Genomic DNA, 13,793 nt, shown 5'->3' on the forward strand with positions numbered 1-13,793 from the left:
CAAGGCGCCACGCCCGCCCGTTGCCCATAGTTTATCCCGGGAGGGGAAACCGCACCAAGCCGTCAAAAATAAACAGGGGGTGCTGCAAAGTTATGTGACTTATGACACACTTCCTCCCGCGGGTTTTCCGCGATGCTGAATCCCGATTGTTCCGAGGGTATTGCCGCGGAACTGCAAAGGAAATTGCAATGAGCAAACAGGCCGAATTTGCGGTCATTTTGAAGATGAACCCGATGTTCGCGGATCTCGGCGCGGACGAATTGCAGCGGCTGGCCAATCTTTGCCATACCCAGCATCTGGCGAATGGCGAGGTCCTGTTCCAGAAGGGCGACCCCGGCGATGCGCTGTTCGGCGTCCGCCGCGGCCAGATCCGGATCGAGACCGGCGCCTCCGACGGCAGCCGGCTGACCCTGAATTTCATGGGTCCGGGCGACCTGTTCGGCGAGGTCGCGGTGCTCGACGGCCAGAACCGCACGGCGGATGCGACCGCGGGCGAGGCCAGCGAATTGTTCGTGCTGCGGCGCGAGGATTTCCTCGCCTTTCTCGAGCGCGAGCCCAAGGTCGCCATCAAGATCATCATGCTGCTGTGCCAGCGCATCCGCTGGCAGAGCGAGCGCATGGAGGAATCCATGCTGCAGCCGCTGCCGGTGCGGCTGGCGCGCCGGCTCTGCGCGCTTGCGGCCGATTACGGCTCGGAGGTGCACATCTCGCAGGAGCAGCTCGGCGTGTTCGTCGGCGCGGCCCGCGAAAGCGTCAACCGCCAGCTTCAGGCCTGGCGCAAGGAAGCGATCCTCGACCTGCAGCGCGGGCGGATTCTGCTGAAGAACATGACCAAGCTGACGTCTATCGCGCGGAACGAGTAGGAAGCTGTCAGCTCCTACTCCGCCGCCGGGTGCACGATCCCCTTCGGGGCCGGTGCCGCCGTGGCGGGCTCAGCATGGCCGGTGTCGTGCTCCGCATCCTCGCTGTGCACGACGAGGCGCTTGCCGAAGCGCCAGATCAGGGCGCCCAGATCGTCCATCACCATGAACATCGCCGGCACGAAGACCAGCGACAGGATGGTCGAGAAGATCAGGCCGCCGATCACGGCAAGGGCCATCGGCGAGCGGAACTCGCCGCCGGCGCCGACCGCGAGCGCGCTCGGCATCATGCCGGCCGCCATCGCGATCGTCGTCATCACGATCGGGCGGGCGCGCTTCATGCCGGCGTCGATCATCGCCTCGTCGCGCGGCTTGCCGGCATGGATCGCCTCGATGGCAAATTCCACCAGCATGATCGCGTTCTTGGTGACGATGCCCATCAGCATCAGGATGCCGATCCACACCGGCGTGGTGAGCTGCTTGCCGGTGACCAGCAGGGCCGCGATCGCGCCGCCGATCGAGAGCGGCAGCGAGAACAGGATGGTGATCGGCTGCAGGAAGGTGCCGAACAGGAGCACCAGCACGGCATAGACCATCATCAGGCCCGCCGTGATCGCGGTGGCAAAGCCTTCGGACAGTTCGTTGAGGCTTTCTGCGTCGCCGGACGGTGAGACCCTCACGCCCTTCGGCAGGCTCTTCATGACCGGCAGTTCGTAGATCTTCCTGGTGGCATCGCCGAGCGCCGCGGAGCCGACGAGGTCGGCGGCGACGGTGGCCTGCCGCTCGCGGTCGTAGCGGCTGATGCTGGTCGGGCCCTGGTCGAGCTTGACGTCGGCGATGACGGAGAGCGGCACGCCGCCCTTCTCGCCGTGCTCGCCAAGCGGCACGCGCAACTGCTCCAGCGTCTTCAGATTGCTGCGTGCGGCGTCCTCGAGCTGCACGCGGATCGGCACCAGGCGGTCGCCGACGTCGAATTTTGCCAAGGCAGGACCGACGTCGCCGATGGTCGCAACGCGGATGGTCTGCGACAGGCCCTCGGTCGAGACGCCGAGCCGGGCGGCGAGATCGGCGCGCGGCTGGATGCGCAGCTCGGGCCGTTCCAGCGCGGTTTCCGAGATCACGTTGGAGATCGTCGGAATCCGCTTCATCTGCGTCGCGAGCTCGCTGGCGACGTTGTTGACGATGTTGGCGTCGACACCGGTCACGACCAGCGAAATCGCGCGCAGGCCGTTCTCGTCGAGGAACCAGAAGCGGATGTCGGGGACGTTCTCCAGCTCCTGGCTGATCGAGAATTCGAGCTCGCGCTGCGTGATCTTGCGGTCGTGCTTGGGCGTGTAGTTGATGATCAGGGCGGCGCGGCGCACCTCCTGGGTCCCCGGCGGGACGCGGCCGCCGTCGACGAAGATGCTCTTGACCTCGGACCGCTTGCGCAGTTGCGCGACGATGTCCTCGGTGACCTTCTCGGTATAGGCGAGCTGGGTGCCCGGCGGCAGCTCGATCGCGAGCAGCGAGCGCGCAGAGTCTTGCGCCGGCAGGAAGCCCTGCGGCAGCAGCGTGATACTCCAGATCGACGCGGCGAAGATCCCGAGCCCGATCAACACGGTGATGAAATAGTGCCTCACCGACCACGCCACGATGCCGTGATAGGTCCGCAGCACGCGGCCCGGCGGCGGTTCTTCATGCGTATGGTGTTTGAGGAAATACGCCGCAAGCACAGGCGTGACGAAGCGCGCCGCGAGCAGCGAGAAGAACACCTGCACCGACACCGTGATGCCGAACTGCTTGAAGAACTGTCCGGCGATACCGGACATGAAGCTCGCGGGCGCGAAGATCGCGATGATGGTCAGCGAGATCGCGATGACCGCGAGGCCGATTTCGTCGGCAGCCTCGAGTGCGGCACGATAAGGCGATTTGCCCATGTTCATGTGCCGTACGATGTTCTCGATCTCGACGATGGCGTCGTCGACCAATATGCCTGTCGACAGCGTGATGGCGAGGAAGCTGACGAGGTTGAGCGAGAAGCCCAGGATGTCCATCGCCCAGAACGCCGGGAAGATCGACAGCGGCAGCGAGATCGCGGCGATGATGGTGGCGCGCAGATCGCGCAGGAACAGGAGCACGATCACGACGGCGAGGATCGCGCCTTCGAACAGGGTCGAGATCGCCGCTTCGTAATTGCCCTTGGTGTATTCGACCGACGTGTCGATCACCTTGAGATCGACGTCGGGATAGGCCGCCTTCAGCGCATCGATGCGCTTCTGCACGGCGGCCGCGACCACCACGTCGCTCGCGCCCTTGGAGCGCTTGATGCCGAGCGCGACCACCGGCTCGCCGTTGAAGCGGGCGAAGGTGCGACGGTCGGCGATGGTGTCGGTGACGGTGCCGAGGTCGTCGAGCCGCACCTCGCCGCCGCCGAACAGCGGGATCATGGTGCCGGCGAGATCGCTCAGCGTCTTGGCACCGGCGAGCGTCCGGATCGCCTGGTCGTTCTTGCCGATTTCGGCGCGGCCGCCGGCAACGTCGACATTGGTGCCGCGCAGGCTCTGGCTGACATTGACGGCGGTCAGCCCCATCGCCTGCAGTCGGTCCGGATCGAGTGAGACCAGAATCTCGCGCTCGACACCGCCGATGCGCTCGACCTGGGCGACGCCGCGCACGCCTTGCAGTGCGCGCTTGACCACGTCGTCGACGAAGAAGGAGAGCTGCTCCGGCGTCTTGCCGGGCGAGATCGCGGCATAGGTGACGATCGGCAGGCCGATGACGTCGACGCGCTGGATCAAGGGCTCGGTGACGTTCTGCGGCAGGTTGGAGCGCACGCGCGTCACGGCGTCCTTGACGTCGTTGAGCGCACGGTCGGTGTTGGTTTCGAGCGCGAACTGGATCGTGGTGATCGACAGGCCGTCTGTGATCGACGAAGTGATGTGCCGCACGCCCTCGACGCCGGAGACCGCGTCTTCGATCGTCTTGGTGACCTGCGATTCAAGCTCGGCGGGTGCTGCGCCGAACTGCGAGACCGCGACCGAGACCACGGGGATGTCGGCCGACGGCAGCCGCGTCACCGCGAGCTTTGTGAAGGAGACCCAGCCTAGGATCAGCAGGATGATCGAAAAGACGACGGAGGGCAGGGGATTGCGAATCGACCATGCCGAGATATTGAGGGCCATCAGCGTACTCGCGCTCGATCGAGTTCATCGGCGAACATGGTTTTGATCTGGTCGCCGTCATGCAGCGAAGAGCCGGCGTCGGCGACGACGATTTCGCCGACGTCGAGCCCTTCCAAAATTTCCGTCGAGCTGTCGGACGTCAGCCCGACCCGCACCCGGCGCGTCTCGACCGTGTTGCCTTTGACCACCTGGATGGTGAGATGGTCGATGGCGGTCTTGGGAACCGCAACGCCGCAGCTCCGCTTCGCGTCGATCGAGGCGCGGGCGAACATGCCGACCTTCAGCGAAGGATTGTTGGCGACCGTGATCCGCACGCGACCGAGCTGGGTCGCGCGGTCGATCTCGGGCGAAACCAGCCGCACGCGCCCGATCAGGTCGGGTGCGCCGTCGCGGCTGATGCGGACGGTGGCGCCGGTGTTGAGCTTGGACATGTGAACCGCCGGCACCTGTGCGTCGAGCTCGATCTCGTTGTTGACGGCGATGCGGAACATCGGGCCGGCCTGCGGCGAGGCCGGGGCGCCGACGATGGTCCTGACTTCGGTGATGAGGCCCGGGGCCGACGCCTTCAGCGAGATCGGACCCTGCGGGCCTGGCCGCTGCGGCTGTCCCGGCATCTGCGGCGGCGGGGAGAGGCGCGCCAGCTCCTGGTTGTCGGTGACGACCGCACCTTCGGTGACGAAGAGATCGGTGACCCGCGAGCCTTCCTGGTCGGCGACGACCACGGCCTCGCGGCGCGGCACGAAGAAGCCGGTCACCCGCACCAGATCCGAGAAGCACGCATTGGTCGATTTGGTCACGACCACGAGCGCCTCGCCCGGCGTTTCCTTGGCCTCCGGGCGATGGCGGTTCTCGAACCAGTAATAGCCGACGCCGAGCACGACGACGAACAGCACGGTTCCCGCAGGCTTGAGATATTCGGAGATGCTCATCGCCGGATCATCCTGGCCTGGTTCGCCGATGCCGGTACAGAGCCTGCTGACATCGCCAAAAGAGATTCCCTGAAACGAAGCTGCGTCCCGCAAGGCTGCGGGACGCATCGTGGAACTGCCAATTTACACGACATCACGACCGGTCACTTGAACAATCAACTGGGCAATTGTGTCGCGGTCACTTCGATGCGGTGGTCTTGTTTTCCATGTTGACGACCTGCACCCGGCGGTTGGCTTCGGCCATCGGCTGGTTCGGGTCCTTCAGCTTGCTCTTGCCGTAGCCGACGGTGACGAGGTCGGTGGCGGGGATGCCGTACTTGTCGACCAGATAGCGCTTGATCGAATCCGCCCGGCGCTCTGACAGGTCCTGGTTGTAGGTCTCGCCGCCCGCAGCGTCCGTATGGCCGGCGACGACGAAGGTCGAGCCCTTCAGGTCCGGGTTGGTCAGCGCGCGGCCGAGCGCTTGCACCGACGCCAGCGATTTTGCGCTGATGTCGGCCGAGTTGTAGTCGAAGGTGATCTCCAGATCGATATTCGGCTTGTCCTTGGCGGCGGTCGCGATTTCCTCGCGTTCGACGGCGGAGAGCGAGCGTGTGGAACGGCCACGGACGGACTGGATCAGCTTGGTCTCGGCGGCGCTCGGGGCCGGATCGGCCTGCGGACCGATCGAGAGCCCGCGGGTCAGCGGCTTCTTTGGCGCCGGGGCCAGCGCCTTCACGATGTCGTCCTCGGTGACGTTCTTCTCGTCGCCGGCGAAGGCGCCTGACAGCGGCAGCAGGAGCGCCGCGCCGATCGTCATCATGGAGAGGATCGCGGTAAAACCTTTTGCGGAGAATGTCATTGCCAGTCCCTCCTGCGCTGCCCGCGCGGTTCCAAAAATTCCTGCAATAAGCCCCCGGCCAAGACCCCCGGAAAGACCCATCGCGGCATCCTTCCGTTTGGTCTCCGCTGCCACCCCTGGGGTTCGAGCGACAGCCGCCTCATTTCAAAAAAATACTAGCGTACTCCGTAACTTGCGAATTCCTGGGCAATATTGGGATCCATCGCCTTGGCGTTGGCGATATCGAGGGCGCCTTCCGAGGCCGAGCCGTTGCGCTGCTTGGCGACACCCCGCCCGTAGAGCGAGGAGGTCAGGCGCGGATTGATCTTCAGGGCAGCGTCGAAATCGGCGATGGCGTTCTTCACCGCCCCGGATTTCAGGTTCACGAGGCCACGGCTGTCCAGCGCATCGACGAAGTTCGGGCGCAGCCGCAGGGCTTCGTTGCAGTCCTTCAGGGCGCCCTGGAGGTCGCCGACCACGGTGCGGGTCCAGCAGCGGTTGTTCAGGGCCTCGACGTCCTTGGCATTGATCCTGAGGGTGTCGTCAAAATCCTTGATGGCGAGGCTGTAGGCGCCCTTGCTGGCATAGACCTGGCCGCGCCGGTACAGCGCGTTCACGTCGTCAGGATTGGAGGCGATTTTCGCGGTCAGGCTCTTGATCGTGGGATCGTCGGCGAGCGCAGCCTGGTTGACGCCGGCATCCGGCGGCACGCTCGGGGCGGGATCGGCCGGCTTCACCGGCGGCGGTGGCGGCGGAAGCGCAGCCTCGATCTGCGGGCGCGGCGCGGGAGGCGGTGCGGGCGCGGGTGAAGGTGCAACGCTGACTTCCGGCGGCTTTGGCGGCGGCGGAGGTGCCGGCGGAGCCGGGGGCGGTGCAGGCGGGTTGTTGGCGACGATCGTCGGAGGCGCCGGTGATGCGGGCGGCGGGGCTGGCGGTGCCGGGGTCGTTGGCGCCGTCACATTGGTCGCGGTGGGACGCGAGGAGCTCGCGCCCGGAATGAACGAAAAGTCCTCGGCCAGCGAGGAGGACAGCCACGGCACCTGCTCGTTTCGCGAGGCGCGGGTCACGCCCATCTTGGTGCGGTTCAGCGTTTCCTCGGCCATCAGGTCGGGGACACGGATTTCCTTCAGCAGTTCCTGCACGAACAGGCTGTGGCTGCCGCCGGTATCCGAGATGACGGAGGCGAGCGCCGCCGAATACATTACCAGCGTGCCGTTCGGCGCGATGACGGGCGCAAGCCCTGCCGAATAGCTGCGGAAGCGCCGCTCGAACGGATTGCGGCGCGAGGCGTCGATCAGCGCGATCTTGACGCCCGCACCACGCGTATTGATCTCGCCCAGCACGGTTTCGAGGCTGAAACCGTCGCGGCGGACGTCGGACTCGGTCCAGATCTGCGCATCGACCGGGATCAAGTAGCTCTGGCGCGCCGACTGGATACCGAAGCCGCTGAAGAAGATCAGTGCGACCGAGCCCGGCTTGATCTTGCCATAGAGCTTGTCGAAGGCGCGGCGCATGCCGTCGCCGGTCAGGTTCTCGCCGACCTCGACGGTAAAGCCGTCGCGCTTGAGCTCGTCGGCGACGTCGCGCGCGTCGTTGAGCGGTTCCTTCAGCGGCGCCTCGGCATCCGGGTATTTTGCGTTGCCGATGACCAGCGCAAAGCGGTCGCCCGCGGCAAAGGACGGCGCGGCCGGGACGATCGACAGCATCAGGGGCAAAAGCAGAAGGAAGCGAATTTTCATACCAGCTTGGTCCAGCCAAAAAGGCGCCGATCCAGCTTGCGCCGCGGCGACCTTAACTTACGCAATTTGCATTATCAAACCGGGGGTGGGGGCGCGTCAACCGCTTGGAGAACAGGGATAATCGCGACAATTGACCGCGATGAGGGGTTTTGCTTGCGGGGAATATTTTGGGCGCCACGGCTTTCCTCGCTCAAAGGTCTCAGGTCCGGCGTCGTGACCTCATAAGGCAGCCCTTGCGACCAAAAAGTGATTGGTCTCACATTGTCTGCGCAAAGCGATCGATCGCAGCCGCGTTTGACCTTTGCGACCGCCGATGGCTTGGTGCGGCGGATTGATCTGCAGACCCCCGAGAAGAAAAAGGTCAACAATGGGAAACGCCTACGAAATCTACGCGCTCCGCTACGCGACCATGTCGCCGCGCACGCCCAACATGAACTTCCTGTCGCCCGATCCGCATGAGACGACGGCGCAGGACCTCGATTACTTCGTCTGGCTGATCCGGGGGCAGGGGCGCGACATCCTGGTCGACACCGGCTTCAATGCCGAGGAGGCGAGTGCGCGGGCGCGCAAGCTGACGCTCAATCCGGTCGATGCGCTGGAGCGCTTTGGCGTGTCCGCCTCGGCCATTCGTGACATCATCGTGACGCATCTGCACTACGATCATGCCGGCAATCTCGATCGTTTCCCGAACGCGCGCTTCCATCTGCAGGAGCGCGAGATGGCTTACGCGACGGGACGCTGCATGTGCAACGGCCTGCTGCGACATCCGTTCTCGGTCGAGCACGTCACGCTGATGGTGCGCCACGTCTATGGCGAGCGCGTCAACTTCTACTCCGGCGACGGCGAGATCGCGCCCGGCGTGACCGTGCACCGGGTCGGCGGTCATTCCGACGGTTTGCAGGTGGTGAGGGTCGAGACCGCGCGCGGTCCCGTCGTGCTGGCCTCCGACGCCGCGCATTACTACGCGAACCTGCAGCGCAAGAGCCCGTTCCCGATTGTCTACAATGTCGGCGACATGGCGGTCGGCTGGGAAACGATCGAACGCCTCGCCGGCCATCCCGATCGCTTCATCCCCGGCCACGATCCCATCGTCACCGAAATCTATCCGCGCGCGAGCGACAAGACGGACGCCTGGGCCTTGCACCTGCCGCCGACGAAGTCGTTTGCGAAATAGGGACCGTCATTCCGGGGCGCGCGTAGCGCGAGCCCGGAATCCATTTATCGACATAACCGGTGGCGCAATGGATTCTCAGATGCGCAATTGCGCATCATAGCTCGCGCCCAAGCGGGCGCGCCCCGGAATGACGAACATCCTCAATACGCCTGCTTCGCGTCCGCCTCTTCACTCGTCTGAATCAGATCCAGGCTCTGCTCGATCTTGCCGAGCAGCGCGGCAAACTGCTTTCGCTCCTGCGCGGTGAGGCAGGCGAGGATCTCGTCTTCCCGCCGCAGCAGCTGTGGGAACAGCTCTTCGTAGAGCGCGCGGCCCTTGTTCGTCAGTTGCAGGCGGAATTCGCGGCGGTCGGCTTCGTTCTCGACGCGCTCGATCAGGTCCTTGTGCAGCAGCAGCGTCACCGCGCGGCTGATCGTCGATTTGTGCGTGCGGGTACATTGCGAGATGAACTGCGCGCTGCAGGCGTCGTTGCGGAAGCCGAGCGTGGCGAGCACGCGCCAGGCCGGAATGTCGAGCCCATGGCGCTCCTGATATTCGGTCGAGAGCGCGGAACTCACCTCCGCCGCCAGCCGGTTGAGGCGGAACGGCACGAATTTGAACAGATCGAGCCGCGCCTTCGCTTTCGACGCAGTCTGTTGTGGCTCGGAAGGTCGCGCCTTCAGCGCGGCGTCGTTTGAGGTCCTCGCCAAGAAAAATATCTCCGGATTCCGGTTGACGATCGGCTGGGGTCGGTTCAAGATAGTTGCACGTGAGACTATCTAGCAGATCAGGTCTCCCCTGACCAGAGCCGAGGTTAGCGCATGGCGCAGGCAAAAACCCAGTTCGGTTACCGCCGCCACCCCGATCAGGACCGCCCCGGCGCCGACCCCGCCCAGCATGCGGTTGTGGTGGTTGGCGCGGGACCGGTCGGATTGTCGCTGGCGATCGACCTCGCGCAGCGCGGCCAGCGCGTCGTGCTGCTGGATGATGCCGACCGCATCGGCGAAGGCTCCCGCGCGATCTGCTTCTCGAAGCGTTCGCTGGAATATTGGGACAGGCTCGGCGTCGGCGACCGGATGGTCGAGAAGGGCGTGGTGTGGAGCGTCGGCCGCATCTTTCACGGCGAGTCCCAGCTCTACCAGTTCAACCTGCTGCCCGAGGACGGCCACAAGCGGCCGGCCTTCATCAACCTCCAGCAATATTATGCCGAAGCCTATCTGGTCGATCGCATCGACGAATTGCCGGCCATCGATCTGCGCTGGCGCAACAAGGTGAGTGCACTGGAGCAACGTAACGACTCCGTCGTGCTGACGATCGACACGCCGGAGGGCGCCTATCGCGTCAGTGCGCAATACGTTATCGCCTGCGACGGTGCAAAATCCTCGCTGCGGCAGATGGTCGGCGCCGAGTTCGCGGGCCAGGTGTTCGAGGATCAATTTTTGATCGCCGACGTCAAGATGACAGCGGAATTTCCGACCGAGCGCTGGTTCTGGTTCGATCCGCCGTTCCATGCCGGGCGCTCGGCGCTGTTGCACAAGCAGCCCGACAATGTCTGGCGCATCGATCTCCAGCTCAACCGCTACGCCGATCCCGCCGTCGAGAAGCAGCCGGAAAACGTGCGGCCGCGGATCGCGCGCATGCTCGGCCACGACAAGTTCGAGTTCGAATGGATCTCGTTATACAAATTCCAATGCCGGCGGATGGATCGCTTCATCCATGGCCGCGTGGTCTTTGCCGGCGATTCCGCACATCAGGTGTCGCCGTTCGGCGCACGCGGCGCCAATTCCGGCCTGGAAGACGCAGAGAATCTGTCGTGGAAACTCGATCGCGTCTTGCGTGGCGCCTCGCCCGCGAGCCTGCTCGAGAGCTATCACATCGAGCGCAGTGCGGCCGCCGACGAGAACATCCGCGAATCCACCCGCTCGACCGATTTCATGGCGCCGAACTCGCATCAGGAGGCGCGGCTGCGCAAGGCGGTGCTGTCGCTGGCCAAGGAAACCGAGTTCGGCAAGCGCATGGTCAATGGCGGCCGGCTCTCGGTGCCCTGCAGTTATGACACGCCGCTGTCCTCGTCCGATGCCGACGCGTGGAATGGCGGGCCGCGGCCCGGCTGTTCCATGCTGGATGCGCCGGTCGCGACGCGCGCGGGCGAGGCAGCCTACCTCACCGACACCTTCCGCAAGGGCGGAACGGATTTCACCCTGCTCGGGTTCGGCAATGGCGTGGCGATCGATGTGCCCAAAGGCGTCAGGGAAATTCGCATCGGCGGTGCGGATGGGCTTGGTGATACAGCCGGCCTGATTGCCAAGCGCTACGATGCCGCGCCCGGCAGCGCCTATCTGCTGCGGCCCGATGGTTATGTCGCGGCGCGCTTCCGCCATCCGACGCGCGAGGCGATTGCGGCTGCGCTGTCGCGGGCTCAAGGCCTGAACTGAAAGGTTTGCCGATGGCTCTGTCCACCAGCTCGAACTTTGCGCGGCCCGACGATGCCTTTCGCGCCGTCGTCGAGGCGCATCGCGGTCTCACCGACGAGCAGAGCGCCGATCTCGACGCAGCACTGGTCCTGATCCTCGCCAACCATATCGGCGACATCGACGTGCTGAACGAAGCGATCGTGCTGGCAAAACGCCGCGTCGTCGACGGCCAGCAGCAACAACAGCAACAGCAACAACAATAGCAAGACTTAAAGGGAACTCACTGATGGCGAAGAACTTCGCATCCACCGGCGACCTCTCCGAGAAAAAGATCACCTTCTCCGAGATCGGCTCCGATCTCTACGCCTTCACCGCTGAGGGCGATCCCAACACGGCCGTGATCGTCGGCGATGACGGCTGCCTCGTGTTCGACGCGCAGGCGACACCTGCGATGGCCAACAAGGTGATCGAGCGCGTCAAGACAGTCACCGACAAGCCGATCAAATATGTGGTGCTCTCGCACTATCACGCCGTGCGCGTGCTGGGCGCATCGGCCTACAAGGCGCAAGGCATCGTCGCCTCGCAGGAGACCTATCGTCTGATCGAGGAGCGCGGCAAGCAGGATTGGGATTCCGAGTATGGCCGATTTCCCCGCCTGTTCCAGGACGCGCAGAGTATTCCCGGCCTGACCTGGCCGACGCTGACCTTCGAAGGCGAGATGTCGATCTATCTCGGAAAGCGCGAGGTGCGGCTGATGCAGCTTGGCGCCGGCCACACCTCCGGCGACATCGTCGCCTGGGTGCCGGATGCGCAGGTGATGTTCTCCGGCGACCTCATCGAGTATCACTCGGCCTGCTATTGCGGCGATGCGCATTTGCGCGAATGGCCGCTGACGCTGAACGAGATCCGCAACTTCAATCCCAAGGCGATCGCGCCGGGCCGCGGCGACGCGCTCAAGGGTCTCGCGACCTGCCGCGAGGCGATCGCCATGACGCGCGATTTCGTCACCTCGCTCTATGGCGCGGCCGAAATGTCCGTCGCCAAGGGCCGCACGCTCAAGGAATCGATGGCCGCGACGCGCGAGGTGATGGACCCGAAATTCTCGGGCTTCGCCATCTACGAGCACTGCCTGCCGTTCAACGTGTCGCGCGCCTATGACGAAGCGTCGGGGATCGATGATCCCGTGATCTGGACCGACAAGCGCGACCAGGAGATGTGGGCCGCCCTGCAAGGAGGAGGATAGTCATGAACATCAATACCTCGCCTGATCAGATCGTTCGCTCGACCGCCCAGGTGACGCCGGGCTACATGTCCGGCTTCGGCAACTCCTTTGAGACCGAGGCACTGCCGGGCGCGCTGCCGATCGGGCGCAACTCGCCGCAGCGCTGCGCCTACGGGCTCTATGCCGAGCAATTGTCGGGCTCGCCCTTCACGGCCCCGCGCGGCACCAATGAGCGTTCCTGGCTCTATCGCATCCGTCCCTCGGTGAAGCATTCCGGTCGCTTCGAGAAGGTCGATGCCGGCCTGTGGCGCTCGGCACCGTGCCACGAGAACGACTTGCCTATCGCGCAACTGCGCTGGGATCCGACGCCGATCCCAACCGGGCCGGTCACGTTCATCCAGGGCGTACAGACCATGACGACGGCGGGCGACGTCAATACCCAGGCCGGCATGGCCGCGCATGTCTATCTCATCACCAAATCGATGGTGAACCAGCATTTCTACAATGCCGACGGCGAGCTGATGTTCGTGCTGCAGCAGGGCAATCTTCGCCTCGTCACCGAGTTCGGCCGCATCGATGCCGAACCCGGCGAGATCGTGGTGATCCCGCGCGGCGTCAAATTCCGCGTCGAGCTTCGCAACGGCCCGGCGCGCGGCTATCTCTGCGAAAACTATGGCGGCGCCTTCACGCTGCCGGAGCGCGGCCCGATCGGTGCTAATTGTCTTGCGAACGCGCGCGACTTCCTGACGCCGGTCGCCTCCTACGAGGACCAGGACACGCCGACCGAGCTTTTCGTGAAATGGGGCGGTTCGCTGTTCAAGACGACACTGCCGCATTCGCCGATCGACGTCGTCGCCTGGCACGGCAATTACGCGCCCTACAAATATGATCTGCGCACCTTCTCGCCGGTCGGCGCGATCGGCTTCGATCATCCCGATCCCTCGATCTTCACCGTGCTGACCTCGCCGTCGGAGACCGCGGGCACGGCGAATATCGACTTCGTCATCTTCCCCGAGCGCTGGATGGTGGCCGACAACACCTTCCGGCCGCCCTGGTATCACATGAACATCATGAGCGAGTTCATGGGGCTCATTTACGGCGTCTACGACGCCAAGCCGCAAGGTTTTGTCCCCGGCGGCATGAGCCTGCACAATTGCATGCTGCCGCATGGCCCGGATCGCGACGCTTTCGACCACGCCAGCAATGGCGAGCTGAAGCCGGTCAAGCTCACGGGCACCATGGCCTTCATGTTCGAGACCCGCTACCCGCAGCGCGTCACCGCGCATGCCGCGAGTTCATCGACGTTGCAGGATGACTATGCGGACTGCTGGAAGGGCCTCGAGAAGCGTTTCGACCCGAACCGGCCGTAGTTTTCTTCCCCCTCTCCCCTTGTGGGAGAGGGTGGCTCGCCGCGCAGCGGCGAGACGGGTGAGGGGTCTCTCTCCATGAGTGAGCCTCTCTCCATTTCCACTAGCGGATAGAACCCCTCATC

Annotated in this window: 11 protein-coding genes; 6 read left to right on the top strand and 5 right to left on the bottom strand. The window is 64.5% G+C overall.

From position 1 onward, the window contains the following. Positions 1-188 precede the first annotated feature (188 nt). The gene (locus C2U70_RS03890) at positions 189-863 is read left to right on the top strand and encodes a Crp/Fnr family transcriptional regulator (RefSeq protein WP_140976541.1); all 675 of its coding nucleotides are present in this window, start codon (positions 189-191) and stop codon (positions 861-863) included. A 14-nt stretch (positions 864-877) separates the two neighbouring features. On the opposite strand, the gene C2U70_RS03895 is transcribed toward C2U70_RS03890, so the two are convergent. From C2U70_RS03895 to C2U70_RS03910, 4 genes are all read right to left on the bottom strand, one after another. Continuing rightward, positions 878-4,024 carry an efflux RND transporter permease subunit gene (locus C2U70_RS03895; protein ID WP_140976542.1) on the bottom strand — a complete coding sequence of 1,049 codons (3,147 nt, stop codon included), beginning with the start codon at positions 4,022-4,024 and terminating at the stop codon, positions 878-880. Continuing rightward, on the bottom strand, positions 4,024-4,953 hold the full coding sequence (locus tag C2U70_RS03900; protein ID WP_140976543.1) for an efflux RND transporter periplasmic adaptor subunit: 930 nt from the start codon (positions 4,951-4,953) through the stop codon (positions 4,024-4,026). Before C2U70_RS03900 ends, C2U70_RS03895 begins: the two co-directional genes overlap by 1 nt. 178 nt (positions 4,954-5,131) lie before the next feature. Continuing rightward, positions 5,132-5,794 (bottom strand): OmpA family protein, encoded by a 663-nt coding sequence (locus C2U70_RS03905; RefSeq protein WP_140976544.1) that lies wholly within the window; start codon positions 5,792-5,794, stop codon positions 5,132-5,134. Positions 5,795-5,949: 155 nt separating this feature from the next. Beyond that, positions 5,950-7,512 carry a caspase family protein gene (locus tag C2U70_RS03910; RefSeq protein WP_140976545.1) on the bottom strand — a complete coding sequence of 521 codons (1,563 nt, stop codon included), beginning with the start codon at positions 7,510-7,512 and terminating at the stop codon, positions 5,950-5,952. Between the two features lie 367 nt (positions 7,513-7,879). Between C2U70_RS03910 and C2U70_RS03915 the strand changes: the two genes are divergently transcribed. After that, positions 7,880-8,686 carry an N-acyl homoserine lactonase family protein gene (locus C2U70_RS03915; RefSeq protein ID WP_140976546.1) on the top strand — a complete coding sequence of 269 codons (807 nt, stop codon included), beginning with the start codon at positions 7,880-7,882 and terminating at the stop codon, positions 8,684-8,686. Between the two features lie 140 nt (positions 8,687-8,826). Here the strand turns inward: C2U70_RS03915 and C2U70_RS03920 are convergent, their stop codons facing one another. Next, on the bottom strand, positions 8,827-9,375 hold the full coding sequence (locus tag C2U70_RS03920) for a MarR family winged helix-turn-helix transcriptional regulator (protein WP_140976547.1): 549 nt from the start codon (positions 9,373-9,375) through the stop codon (positions 8,827-8,829). A gap of 111 nt (positions 9,376-9,486) precedes the next feature. Between C2U70_RS03920 and C2U70_RS03925 the strand changes: the two genes are divergently transcribed. From C2U70_RS03925 to hmgA, 4 genes are read left to right on the top strand one after another with little or no spacing between them, the layout of a single operon-like run. Then, entirely contained in the window at positions 9,487-11,100 is a 1,614-nt protein-coding gene (locus tag C2U70_RS03925; RefSeq protein WP_140976548.1) for an FAD-dependent oxidoreductase, read from the top strand. Between the two features lie 11 nt (positions 11,101-11,111). Beyond that, on the top strand, positions 11,112-11,342 hold the full coding sequence (locus tag C2U70_RS03930; RefSeq protein WP_140976549.1) for a DUF2783 domain-containing protein: 231 nt from the start codon (positions 11,112-11,114) through the stop codon (positions 11,340-11,342). Positions 11,343-11,365: 23 nt separating this feature from the next. Next, the gene (locus C2U70_RS03935; protein WP_140976550.1) at positions 11,366-12,322 is read left to right on the top strand and encodes an MBL fold metallo-hydrolase; all 957 of its coding nucleotides are present in this window, start codon (positions 11,366-11,368) and stop codon (positions 12,320-12,322) included. A 2-nt stretch (positions 12,323-12,324) separates the two neighbouring features. Beyond that, entirely contained in the window at positions 12,325-13,671 is a 1,347-nt protein-coding gene (gene hmgA, locus C2U70_RS03940) for a homogentisate 1,2-dioxygenase (RefSeq protein ID WP_186294048.1), read from the top strand. Positions 13,672-13,793: the final 122 nt, after the last annotated feature.

Source organism: Bradyrhizobium guangdongense (assembly GCF_006483445.1).
Lineage (GTDB): Bacteria > Pseudomonadota > Alphaproteobacteria > Rhizobiales > Xanthobacteraceae > Bradyrhizobium > Bradyrhizobium guangdongense_A.

Excerpts from the sequence above, each read along its gene's own strand:
- C2U70_RS03900 (WP_140976543.1), bottom strand. The coding sequence starts at position 4,953 with ATGAGCATCTCCGAATATCTCAAGCCTGCGGGAACCGTGCTGTTCGTC.
- C2U70_RS03915 (WP_140976546.1), top strand. The coding sequence starts at position 7,880 with ATGGGAAACGCCTACGAAATCTACGCGCTCCGCTACGCGACCATGTCG.
- C2U70_RS03890 (WP_140976541.1), top strand. The coding sequence starts at position 189 with ATGAGCAAACAGGCCGAATTTGCGGTCATTTTGAAGATGAACCCGATG.
- C2U70_RS03905 (WP_140976544.1), bottom strand. The coding sequence starts at position 5,794 with ATGACATTCTCCGCAAAAGGTTTTACCGCGATCCTCTCCATGATGACG.
- C2U70_RS03895 (WP_140976542.1), bottom strand. The coding sequence starts at position 4,024 with ATGGCCCTCAATATCTCGGCATGGTCGATTCGCAATCCCCTGCCCTCC.
- hmgA (WP_186294048.1), top strand. The coding sequence starts at position 12,325 with ATGAACATCAATACCTCGCCTGATCAGATCGTTCGCTCGACCGCCCAG.
- C2U70_RS03910 (WP_140976545.1), bottom strand. The coding sequence starts at position 7,512 with ATGAAAATTCGCTTCCTTCTGCTTTTGCCCCTGATGCTGTCGATCGTC.
- C2U70_RS03925 (WP_140976548.1), top strand. The coding sequence starts at position 9,487 with ATGGCGCAGGCAAAAACCCAGTTCGGTTACCGCCGCCACCCCGATCAG.
- C2U70_RS03935 (WP_140976550.1), top strand. The coding sequence starts at position 11,366 with ATGGCGAAGAACTTCGCATCCACCGGCGACCTCTCCGAGAAAAAGATC.
- C2U70_RS03930 (WP_140976549.1), top strand. The coding sequence starts at position 11,112 with ATGGCTCTGTCCACCAGCTCGAACTTTGCGCGGCCCGACGATGCCTTT.